At 63.1% G+C, this 11,185-nt stretch carries 9 protein-coding genes; 6 read left to right on the plus strand and 3 right to left on the minus strand.

Features of this window, described 5'->3' with window-relative positions:
• Nucleotides 1–109 precede the first annotated feature (109 nt).
• Nucleotides 110–1,120, plus strand: coding sequence for a hopanoid-associated sugar epimerase (gene hpnA, locus M0D66_RS04280; protein WP_266209123.1), 1,011 nt, complete (start codon nt 110–112; stop codon nt 1,118–1,120).
• Nucleotides 1,121–1,252: 132 nt separating this feature from the next.
• Entirely contained in the window at nt 1,253–1,834 is a 582-nt protein-coding gene (locus M0D66_RS04285; protein WP_093634313.1) for a hypothetical protein, read from the plus strand.
• A 74-nt stretch (nt 1,835–1,908) separates the two neighbouring features.
• Here the strand turns inward: M0D66_RS04285 and M0D66_RS04290 are convergent, their stop codons facing one another.
• Entirely contained in the window at nt 1,909–3,081 is a 1,173-nt protein-coding gene (locus tag M0D66_RS04290) for a glycosyltransferase (RefSeq protein ID WP_266209125.1), read from the minus strand.
• Complete coding sequence (gene hpnC / locus M0D66_RS04295) at nt 3,081–3,947, minus strand: squalene synthase HpnC (protein ID WP_211699868.1); 867 nt, start codon at nt 3,945–3,947, stop codon at nt 3,081–3,083. Before hpnC ends, M0D66_RS04290 begins: the two co-directional genes overlap by 1 nt.
• Before the next feature lie 333 nt (nt 3,948–4,280).
• On the opposite strand from hpnC, the gene ispH reads away from it, so the two are divergent.
• Nucleotides 4,281–5,225 (plus strand): 4-hydroxy-3-methylbut-2-enyl diphosphate reductase, encoded by a 945-nt coding sequence (ispH, locus tag M0D66_RS04300; protein ID WP_093634316.1) that lies wholly within the window; start codon nt 4,281–4,283, stop codon nt 5,223–5,225.
• Between the two features lie 10 nt (nt 5,226–5,235).
• The gene (gene hpnH, locus M0D66_RS04305) at nt 5,236–6,396 is read left to right on the plus strand and encodes an adenosyl-hopene transferase HpnH (protein ID WP_093634317.1); all 1,161 of its coding nucleotides are present in this window, start codon (nt 5,236–5,238) and stop codon (nt 6,394–6,396) included.
• Nucleotides 6,397–6,526: 130 nt separating this feature from the next.
• Here hpnH and M0D66_RS04310 read toward each other — a convergent pair whose 3' ends face one another.
• On the minus strand, nt 6,527–7,132 hold the full coding sequence (locus M0D66_RS04310) for a phospholipid-binding protein MlaC (protein ID WP_093634318.1): 606 nt from the start codon (nt 7,130–7,132) through the stop codon (nt 6,527–6,529).
• A 213-nt stretch (nt 7,133–7,345) separates the two neighbouring features.
• Here M0D66_RS04310 and M0D66_RS04315 point away from each other — a divergent pair, with 213 nt between their 5' ends.
• Both M0D66_RS04315 and M0D66_RS04320 read left to right on the plus strand, forming a co-directional pair.
• Nucleotides 7,346–9,961 (plus strand): MMPL family transporter, encoded by a 2,616-nt coding sequence (locus tag M0D66_RS04315; RefSeq protein ID WP_211706775.1) that lies wholly within the window; start codon nt 7,346–7,348, stop codon nt 9,959–9,961.
• 2 nt (nt 9,962–9,963) lie between these two features.
• Nucleotides 9,964–10,962, plus strand: a complete 999-nt coding sequence (locus tag M0D66_RS04320; RefSeq protein WP_211706776.1) for a VacJ family lipoprotein — start codon at nt 9,964–9,966, stop codon at nt 10,960–10,962.
• Nucleotides 10,963–11,185: the final 223 nt, after the last annotated feature.

Raw genomic sequence — 11,185 nt, forward strand, 5'->3', positions numbered from 1 at the left:
TTGCTCGGTGGTCTCTCTGAGTTCCCCTGCACGCCTGAGCCGCACGGCGCGACACGTGGCCCGCGCGACACGTACAATCCGTCGACTGTCACGCAGGGAATCAAACAGAATGACCGAACAGAATCGCGATCTCGTGCTCGTGACCGGCGCATCCGGCTTCGTCGGCTCGTCGGTGGCGCGCATCGCGCAACAGAAGGGTTTCAAGGTGCGTGTGCTGGTACGCGCCACCAGTCCGCGCAAAAACGTCGAGGCGCTGGATGCGGAAATCGTCGTGGGCGATATGCGCGACGAAGCGTCGATGCGCAACGCGCTGCGCGGCGTGCGCTATCTGCTGCACGTCGCTGCCGACTATCGGCTGTGGGCGCCGGACCCGAGCGAAATCGAGCGCTCGAATCTCGAAGGCACCGAGGCGACCATGCGCGCGGCGCTGAAGGAAGGCGTCGAACGCATCGTCTACACGAGCAGCGTGGCCACGCTGAAGGTCACCAGTTCCGGCCAGTCCGCTGACGAAACCTCGCCGCTCAAAGCCGATCAGGCGATCGGCGTGTACAAGCGCAGCAAGGTGCTGGCCGAACGCGCGGTGGAGCGCATGATCGCCGAAGACGGTCTGCCGGCCGTGATCGTCAATCCGTCCACGCCGATCGGTCCGCGCGACGTCAAGCCGACTCCGACTGGGCGCATCATCGTCGAAGCAGCGCTCGGCAAGATTCCCGCGTTCGTCGACACGGGGCTCAATCTCGTGCACGTGGACGACGTGGCCGACGGCCATTTTCTCGCGCTCGAACGCGGCAAGATCGGCGAGCGCTACATTCTCGGCGGCGAAAATCTGCCGCTGCAACAGATGCTCGCGGATATCGCGGCGCTGACCGGCCGCAAGGCGCCGACGCTAAGTTTGCCGCGCTGGCCGCTTTATCCGCTCGCCGCGGGCGCAGAAGCCGTCGCCAAGATCACCAAGCGTGAACCGTTCCTCACCGTCGACGGTCTGAAGATGTCGAAGAACAAGATGTACTTCACTTCGGCGAAGGCGGAACGCGAGCTCGGCTATCGTGCCCGGCCCTATCGCGAGGGCTTGAGCGATGCGATCGAATGGTTCAGGCAAGCCGGGTATTTAAAGGCTTGATAAAAGCGCTGACGCAGGTCGCGCCGATCCGGCGCGGCCTGCACGCACTTTGTTACAACGTCACTGTGTTTGCGGCAGGTAAAAGCCTACGCGCAGCAGTTAAAATCGTGGGTCTTACCAGAGAAAGCTCGCATGAATCTTCACGAACAGCTCGGCGCGCTGGAAATGGGCGTCGATCAGCTCATCCAGGCTGTCGTGGCCCCGCAGGCCGAAAACATCCCCGAGACACCCGCACACGCTGCAAACACCGCAGAGGTGGCGGCGCAGGAAACGCCAGCGGCGAATCACGCCTCATCGGAATCAGAAACGCAAACTGTTGCGTCTGAGGCAACGACGGCGGCAATAGCGGCGGAAGCAGCGGCGTCCGACAAAGAGCCGGCCGCCCAGGTGCAGCCCACGCTCGAAATCAACCGCCCCGCGCAAAACGAAATCACCATGACGATCGGCGGCCAGATGGTCGCGCTGCGTGCCGAGCAGATCGGGCAGCTGATCGAGGAATTGTCGAACGCGCGCGCCTCGATGACGCCGGAACCGCCGCCGGGCATTCCGCCGGGCTGGCGTTTCGTGTCGACGAAGAACCCCGTCATGGCCGTGCAGAAACAGTCGAATGGCGACCGCCTACTGGTCATGCGCCACACCGGTCACGGCTGGGTGCCGTTCACGTTCTCGCCCGACATGGTGATCCAGATGTACATGATGCTCACCAAGGGCTGAAGCAAAGGTCGATATAAAAAAACGGCGCCCGAGGGCGCCGTTTTTTGTCTGATCAATCCCTGTGCACGCGCGTCTCAACGCTCCTGCACCGGCGCCTGCACTCGCGCCTTCCATTGGCCGCCTTTGCCGCGCCAGTAGCGCACCGCCGACGCAAACGTCGCCCCGACATAGAACAAGGCCACCAGCGGCAGAAACGGAGCCCACAGCGGCGAGCGACGGTAGTAGCTGAGCATCGGCGCATACGCGCAGCACATGGCCGCCCAGGCGAGCCACGCGGGCGCGCCCTGAGGTCCGAGCACCAGCGCGGCCGCCGGCGGCACCAGGTAGATGATCGTCATGCCCAACAGCGTGCCGGCCAGCAGCAGCGGCGAGTAATGCAGCTGCGTAAAGGCCGTGCGCGCGATCATGTTCCAGATCTCACGCCAGCTATCGTAAGGACGCAACGACACGCTGCGCGCCGCCACATCGAGGCGGATCGGATGACGCCCCGTGCCGCGATGCTTGATACGCGCAGCAAGGCTGCAATCGTCGATCAACTCGGCGCGAATCGACTCGATGCCACCCGCCTCTTCGAGCGCGCTGCGCCGCACCAGCATGCAGCCGCCCGCCGCCGCGGCCGTTCGGTTGCGCGGGTTGTTGACCCACGAAAACGGATACAGCTTGGCGAAGAAGAACACGAAGGCCGGGATCAGCGCCTTCTCCCAGAACGAATCGCAGCGCAGACGGACCATCAGCGAGACGAGGTCGCGCTTTTCCGCATCCGCACGGGCGACGAGTTGCGCGACGGCGTCGGCGGGATGGCCGATGTCGGCATCGGTGAGCAGCAGGAATTCGGCCGACAGGCCGAGCGTGCGCACCGCCTCGATACCTTGCGACTGCGCCCACACCTTGCCGGACCAGCCCGGCGGCAGGGGCTTCGCACTCAGCACCGTCAGACGATCGGGACATTGCAGTTGCAACGCGGCCGCGCGAGCGGCGTCGGCGGTGCCATCGGTGCTGTGGTCGTCGACCACGATCACGTGAAATTCGCCCGGATAGTCCTGCTCGAGCAACGTGGTGACCGCTTGCGCGATCACATCGACTTCATTGCGTGCCGGCACCACGGCGGCGACCGCCGGCCATGTTTCGCGCGATTCAAGCGTGAGCGGCGCGGCGGGCCGCGCCCGCCAGAAACCGCCGCGCGCAAACAGCAACACACACCAGATCAGCAGGGAAAGACACGAAAGGAGAAACAGAACCACCGCCATTAAGCATTACCCTCGAGTGAACCGGCTTCTACGCCGACGCGCCGCGACAGGCGCATCACCACAGTGCGTACCGCGACGACGCACCAGTCAAATGTGTTGAGTACCGGCCGCTCGCGAAACACGTCGTAGCCGGCTTTTTCGATCCGTTCGAGGATCCGCAAACCACCGTGGATGGCGCCGCACAGCTCGATTCCCAAGCGCCCTGGAATCCGCAACGCGAGCGGCGCGCCACGTACCAGCGTGGTTCGCACGAACGAAATTTCGTAGGCCATCAGCTTCGTCCAGGCATCGTCGACGACACCTCGCGCGATCTGCGCCTCGGTCACGTTGAAGCGCCGCATATCCGCGAGCGGCAGATACACGCGGTCTTTTTCCCAGTCGGCGGCGACGTCCTGCCAGAAGCTGATCAGTTGCGAAGCCGTGCAGATCGCGTCGGCGTCGGCGAGATTCTCCGGCGTGGCGGCGCCCACCAGATGCAACATCAACTGCCCGATCGGGCTGGCCGAGTGGCGGCAATAGTCGAGCAAGGCGGAGCGGTCCGCGTAACGGCGGGTGTCGATGTCCTGACCGCAGGCGTGGAGCAGATCGTAGAACGGCGCAAGCGGCAGTTTATACTGCGCGATCACGCCGGCGAGCTTGCCGAACAGGAGCGGGTGCACGGGCGCCGCGCGCCCCTCCGCTACCGCGTCGAGCCCGGCGCGGAAGTCGGCGAGGCGGGCATGCCGCTCGGCCGGGCTCCAGTCGCCCTCATCGGCGATGTCGCCGGCGGTGCGGACAACCTGATAGATAATGCCGATAGGCGCGCGCAGCGCCTTTGGCAGCAGCACGCTCGCGACCGGAAAGTTTTCGTATTGATCGACGTCCATCCAGCGAGCCTCGAAACCTTTTTGTAATGCGGCAGCCGATACGTGCCGCAGGACCACGTAGTTTAAGGGTTCCGCCAAACCGGTGCAGAGTGTAATCATTGCCACCTGCGCCACGCGGGCGGCGCCGGGCCGCAGCCCGCAGTGCGGCGCGGTCCCAACACCCTGGCGGGTACGCCAAAGCAAAGCCGGCCTGATAGCGTTAGAATGCGCGTTTGGTTTTGCTGTACCGGCTGGCAGCCGGGGCTCAAGACGTCAACTAAATAGATGATCGCGGCGATAAAGTCATAATTACCGACTTCTTCGAAACCCGCGTCAGTCGGAGTTCGCCAATTTATGCGAGTCATCCTTGCTCAGCCCCGCGGCTTTTGTGCGGGTGTTGTACGTGCAATCGAGATCGTCGATCGCGCGTTACAGCAACACGGCGCGCCCGTGTATGTCCGCCACGAGATTGTTCACAATCGCCACGTGGTGGATAACCTGCGCCAGAAAGGCGCGCGCTTTGTCGAAGAACTCGATGAGGTGCCGCACGGCGCCGTGGCGATTTTCAGCGCGCATGGTGTCGCGCAAACCGTCGAGCGCGACGCGGAGCAGCGCGGCCTCGACGTGCTCGACGCGACCTGCCCGCTCGTGACCAAGGTCCACGTGCAAGGGCGCCAATATGTGGCGGCGGGTCGTACCCTGATCCTGATCGGCCACGCGGGCCATCCGGAAGTGGAAGGCACGATCGGCCAGATTCCAGGCAAGGTGCTGCTGGTGCAAAGCGAGGCTGAAGTCGCGCTTCTGGACCTGCCGCTCGATACGCCGCTTGCGTACGTCACGCAGACCACGCTGTCGGTCGACGACACACGTGGCATTATCGATGCCCTGCTGCGCCGTTTCACCGACATCGTCGGTCCCGACACGCGCGACATCTGCTACGCCACGCAAAACCGTCAGGCGGCGGTGCGCGAACTGAGCAAAGAGGTCGAGGTGCTGCTGGTGGTAGGCGCAACCAACAGTTCGAACTCGAACCGGCTGCGTGAGATCGGCAGCGAAACCGGCGTGGCGAGTTATCTCGTCGCCGACGGTTCGGAAGTGAAGCCGGAGTGGTTTGCGAACGTGCAGACCGTCGGCATCACGGCTGGTGCTTCAGCACCGGAAGAGATGGTAATGAACGTAATCGATGCGCTGCGCGCATTGGGGCCCGTCGATGTCACGACGATGGCGGGCCGTGAAGAGAAAGTCGAATTCAAGTTGCCATCGAAACTGATGCAACCACTCGCTGCACGCGAAGTTTAAGGAGGACGTCTTGTCTATTCCGCTGCTACAGAAAGTCCGGGTTGGCGCGTACATCATGCGTCAGCATCTCTCTGGCAACAAACGCTACCCGCTCGCCTTGATGCTGGAGCCGCTGTTCCGCTGCAATCTTGCCTGTAATGGCTGCGGCAAGATCGATTATCCGGATCCCATCCTGAATCAGCGTCTGTCGCTCGAAGAATGCCTTGGCGCAGTCGACGAATGCGGCGCACCGGTCGTTTCGATTGCAGGCGGCGAGCCGCTCCTGCACAAGGAAATGCCGCAGATCGTGAAGGGCATCATCGCGCGCAAGAAGTTCGTGTACCTGTGCACGAATGCGCTGCTGATGGAAAAGAAGATGGACGACTACGAGCCGAATCCGTACTTCGTCTGGTCGGTTCACCTCGACGGCGATCAACAAGCGCACGATCACTCGGTATCGCAGGAAGGCGTGTACGACAAGGCTGTCGCCGCCATCAAGGAAGCGAAGCGCCGCGGTTTCCGCGTGAACATCAACTGCACGTTGTTCAACGACGCTGTGCCGGAACGCGTCGCCGCGTTCTTCGACACGCTCGGCCCGATGGGTGTGGACGGCATCACCGTCTCGCCGGGTTATGCGTATGAACGCGCGCCGGATCAGCAGCACTTCCTGAACCGCGACAAGACCAAGCAACTGTTCCGCGAGATTTTCAAGCGCGGCAACAACGGCAAGAACTGGTCGTTCAGCCAGTCGGGCATGTTCCTCGACTTCCTGGCCGGCAATCAGACGTACGAGTGCACGCCTTGGGGCAACCCGGCGCGTACGGTGTTCGGCTGGCAGAAGCCGTGCTACCTGGTCGGCGAAGGCTACGTGAAGACTTTCAAGGAATTGATGGAAACCACGGAGTGGGAAAAGTACGGTACGGGCAACTACGAGAAGTGCGCGGATTGCATGGTGCACTGCGGCTTTGAAGCGACTGCGGTGATGGATACGGTGGCGCACCCGTTGAAGGCGTTGAAGGTCAGCCTGCGCGGCCCGAAAACGTCCGGTGCCTTCACCAAAGATATTGCTTTGGATAAGCAGCGTCCGGCTGAGTACGTGTTCTCGCGGCACGTCGAGATCAAGCTCGAGGAAATCGGGCGCGCTGGAACGGGTAAGAAGGTGCAGACGGCGGCTTCCGCTTCCGCACACTAAGCGCTGTGCCTGGGGCGGCTTAGGGCCGTTTTATCCGCCCCATGAAGTACACCTTAGGTAGAAAAAAAGCGCGGTGGCCTGATTGCCACCGCGCTTTTTCTTTTTTGCGCTGCTATATGTCAGCCCGTGGTCAGCCCGCGCTTCGTGCGTTATGCGCAGTCAGGAACTTGATCAGCCCATCCACGCCGCCCTTGGAAATCTGATCGGCGAACTGCGTCTGATACACCTGGATCAACCAGGCGCCCATCATGTTGATGTCGTAAATCTTCCAGCCGTTAGCGCCCTTGGTCAGCCGGTAATCGATGGCATCGTCGCCGCCATTACTGAGTACGTGCGACTGCACGACCAGGTCCTTGGAGCCGGCCGGCACATTGACCGGCAAGAACTTGAACTTCACGTCCTGATCCCGCAACTGCGACAGCGAGGCGGCGTAGGTGCGCACCAGCAGCAGCGTAAACTGGTCATAGAGCTGCTTCTGCTGCTCGGGGGTCGCCGTACTCCATGCCTTCCCTACCGCGATCCGGGTGGTTCGCTGAAAATCGGTAGCCGGTACGAAGCGCGTTTGAACCAGCTCGGTGATCTTCGCCATATCGCCACCGCGCGCCTGCGGATCGGCCTTCATCGCGGCCACCGTGCCTTCGACGGCACCCTTCACCACCGCATCAGGCGCGCTTTGCGCATAGGCCGCAGTGGACACCACGGCCGCAGCCAGAAAAGCAGACAGATAACGTTTCATACGCTCGCCAAAACCCCAGGAAGTAAGCGCCGGCAGGCTCGCAAGCCCGCAGCCAAAGCAAGATAGACCAGTATACCGATATTGCGTTCCCGCCCCCAGCCGCGCCGCCCGGGTGTCGTACTTGCTACCGAAGTGGAGCCGAGTCGCTCCGGCTCTGTATACTTGTGCACTTTCGTCAAAAACACCACTCGTGATAAGGCCACCTCCGCCTACATGCTGAAGTCATCTATCGTCCGTCTCGTCGCCTATTCGGTGCGTCATCCGTTACGGATCATCGCTCTGTCGCTCGTGCTCGCCGTTTTGAGCGGCTTCTACGTTGCCCATAATTTCAAGATCAACACCGACATCAGCAAGCTCGTCGAGACCGACAAGCAATGGTCCTCGCTCGAAAATGCGATGGACGCGGCCTTCCCGGATCGCGGTCAAACCGTGCTGGTGGTCGTCGAAGCGCGTGCCCCGGAGTTTGCCGACGCCGCCGCCAATGCCCTGACCGCCGCGCTCAAAGCCGATCCGAAGGAATTCGTCGCCGTCTCGCAGCCCGCTGGCGGGCCGTTCTTCGAACACAATGGACTGCTGTTCCCGTCCACCAATGAGGTGCTGTCCACCACCTCGCAGCTCGTTCAGTCCCGCCCGCTCGTCAATGCCCTTGCGCACGATCCGAGCCTGACCGGCCTCGCCGGCACACTCACCACAAGCCTGTTGCTGCCGCTGCAACTGGGTCAGGTGAAGCTGGCCGATATGAGTCATTTGCTGTCGCAAAGCGCAACCACGCTCGATCGCGTGCTGGCCGGCCAGCCGGCAGCGTTCTCGTGGCGCGCGCTGGTCGACAAGAGCGCCGCCACGGAGCCGGCGCGTGCTTTCGTCACGGTGCAGCCGGTCGTAGACTACGACGCGCTGGAGCCGGGCGCCACCGCATCGAAAGCGATCCGCGCCACGGCCGCATCGCTGCACCTCGATGCGCGCTATGGCGCCACGGTCCGTCTGACAGGCGAACAGCCGCTCGCGGACGAAGAATTCGCATCGGTCAAGGACGGCGCCGTGCTCAACGGTATCGGCACCTTCATCGTCGTGCTGGTGATTCTGTGGCTGGCACTGCGTTCGGGCCGCATGATCGTCGCCGTGTTCATCACGCTGTTCGTCGGGCTCGCGATCACCGCGGCGCTCGGCCTGTTGCTGGTGGGCGCGCTCAACATGATTTCGGTCGCCTTCATGGTGCTGTTCGTCGGGCTCGGGGTCGATTTCGGCGTGCAGTTCGGCGTCAAATATCGTGAGGAGCGAACTCGCGACAACCGTCTTTCCGCCGCCCTCATGCATACCGCGCACAGCATTGGCGTGCCGCTGACGCTCGCGGCTGTGGCGGTCGCGTTGAGCTTCTTCTCGTTCCTGCCGACGGCTTACCGTGGCGTGTCGGAATTGGGCGAGATCGCCGGCGTCGGCATGTTCGTCGCGTACTTCACCAACATGACGCTGCTGCCGGCGCTGTTGAAAATCTTCAAACCGCCGGTTGAAGCCGTTTCGCCCGGCTTCAAGCAACTCGCCCCCGTCGACGATTTCCTCGATCATCACCGCAAACCGGTGCTGATCGGCACGCTCATCGTCGTGATTGGCGCGACACCTTTGCTGACGCATTTGCGCTTCGACTTCAACCCGCTGCATCTGAAAGACCCGCATACGGAATCGATGGCCACGCTGCTGTCGTTGAAGGATTCGCCGGAAGCCGCGGTCAACAACGTGCATGTGCTGGCGCCCACGCTTGCCGACGCGGACCAGAAGGCCGCGCATCTGCGCGCGCTGCCGGAAGTGGGTCGTGTGACCACGCTGAGCACCTTCATTCCGACTGAGCAGCAGCAAAAGCTAATGCTGGTTGCAAGTGCTGCGCAGCAGCTGTTGCCCGCGCTGCAGCAGCAGCCCGCGCCTCAAGCCACAGACGTGGTACGCGTCGCCGCGTTGAAGCGCGCCTCGAACCAGCTCTCGCTCGCCGCGGACGACCACCCGGGACCGGGCGCCGCCGAAGCCCAGCACCTGTCCACGACGCTGCAAAAGCTGGCCGCCGCCGACGCCGCCACGCGCGATCGCGCCGAAACCGCAATGTCCGAGCCGCTGCGCATCGCGCTGAAGCAACTGGCAGATCTGCTGCAGCCGACCGAGATTACGCGCGACGACCTGCCCAAGGAGATTTCCACGAGTTGGGTTTCGAAAGACGGCCGCGCGCTGGTCGACATCGCGCCGAAGGTCAAACCCGGTACCGATCCAAACGACGACGCCATGCTCGCCCACTTCGTTCACTCGGTGAAGAAAGCGGAGCCGGACGCGATCGGCGGCCCGATTTCGATCCTGAATTCCGCGGACACGATCATCAAGGCGTTCCTGCAGGCCGCGGGCTACGCGTTGCTGTCGATTGCAGTCCTGCTGTGGATTGCGCTGCGACGGGTCAGCGATATGCTGCGCACCCTGGTTCCGCTGCTGGTATCGGCGCTGGTGACATTGGAGTTGTGTGTGGTATTCGGCATGCCGCTGAACTTCGCGAATATCATTGCGCTGCCGCTGATGCTCGGCGTCGGCGTAGCATTCAAGATTTACTTTGTGATGGCGTGGCGCAACGGACAGACTGGCCTTTTGCAGTCGAGCCTCACGCATGCCGTGTTGTTCAGCGCGGCGACCACGGCGACGGCGTTCGGGAGCCTCTGGCTGTCGCATCATCCGGGGACGTCGAGTATGGGACGCTTGCTGGCACTCTCGTTGTTTTGCACCCTGATCGGCGCGGTGGTATTCCAACCCGTACTGATGGGCAAGCCGCGTCAACGTCGCGCGAAGCGTAAAGGAATATAAGTATGAAGCTGCGAAACACCGTGCTGGCGCTGGCCGCCACCGGTCTGATCTCTGGCTGCGCGACCGGCCCCGACCGCAAGCCTGGCGATCCGTTCGAGCCGGCAAACCGCGTGATTTTCAATTTCAACGACGGTGTGGACCGCTTCATCGCCGTCCCGGTCGCCAAGGGTTACCAGAAGGTGACACCACAGCCGTTGCGTACGGCGGTGAGCAACTTCTTCTCGAATCTGGGCGACCTGACCAACGCCGCCAATAACCTGTTGCAGTTGAAGATCACCGACGCGACCGAAGACTTCGTACGCTTCGCGTTCAACTCGACCTTCGGGCTCGGCGGCCTGCTCGACTGGGCGACGCCGGCCGGCTTGCCGAAGCACCACCAGGACTTCGGTCTGACTCTGGGCCACTGGGGCGTTCCGTCGGGCCCGTACCTTGTCTTGCCGCTATTCGGCCCGAGCACGGTGCGTGACAGCATGGGGCTCGTGGTGGACGTGAAGTTCAACCCCTTGAACTACATTGAGCCGGCAGTTCGCAATCCGCTGTACGTGCTGCAGTTCGTGAGCGTGCGTTCCGATCTGCTGGGCGCATCCAGCCTGCTGCAACAGGCCGCGCTCGACAAGTATTCGTTCGTGCGCGACGCCTACACGCAGCAGCGTAAGGCACGCCTGCGCGGCACCGGCGACAACGCCGCACCGCTCCCGACCTACGACGACCAGGACGACTCCGGCGCCGCCGCCCCCGCCAAGGGCGCATCGGGAGCAGCGGCAGGCGCCCCAGCGGGCGTCCCGAACTACACCGACCCGGGCGACGCACCAGAAGCCCCGAACGCCGCCTCAGGAAGCGCCACAGGCGCCCCGGCAGGCGTCCCGAACTACACCGACCCAGGCGACACACCGAGCGCCCCAGCAGCAGCGCCTGCTGCCGCGTCGGGCGCAACGACGCCGGCACCGCAAACGGCGCCGACGGACAAGAAACCGCCGGAAGCAACGCCAGCGGTCCAATAAGGGATGTGAGTCAGATCCCCGGCGCGCTTTGCGCGCGTCGGGCAGCGAAGAACACGCAGACAACTCGCCTGAAAAAACCAGACGGTTTTATGAATTACGCTTCGGCGCGCGGAGCGCCGCCGGAAGTATGACGCCCTTGTCACAAGCACGTGCAGCGGCACGAACACAGATTCCAGTCGCACCACTACCCGCAGCAGACCACGGTGCCCACTTAGCAGGGGCT

Origin of the sequence: Paraburkholderia sp. SECH2, assembly GCF_030464795.1 — a bacterium.
Taxonomy (GTDB): Bacteria; Pseudomonadota; Gammaproteobacteria; order Burkholderiales; family Burkholderiaceae; genus Paraburkholderia; species Paraburkholderia aspalathi.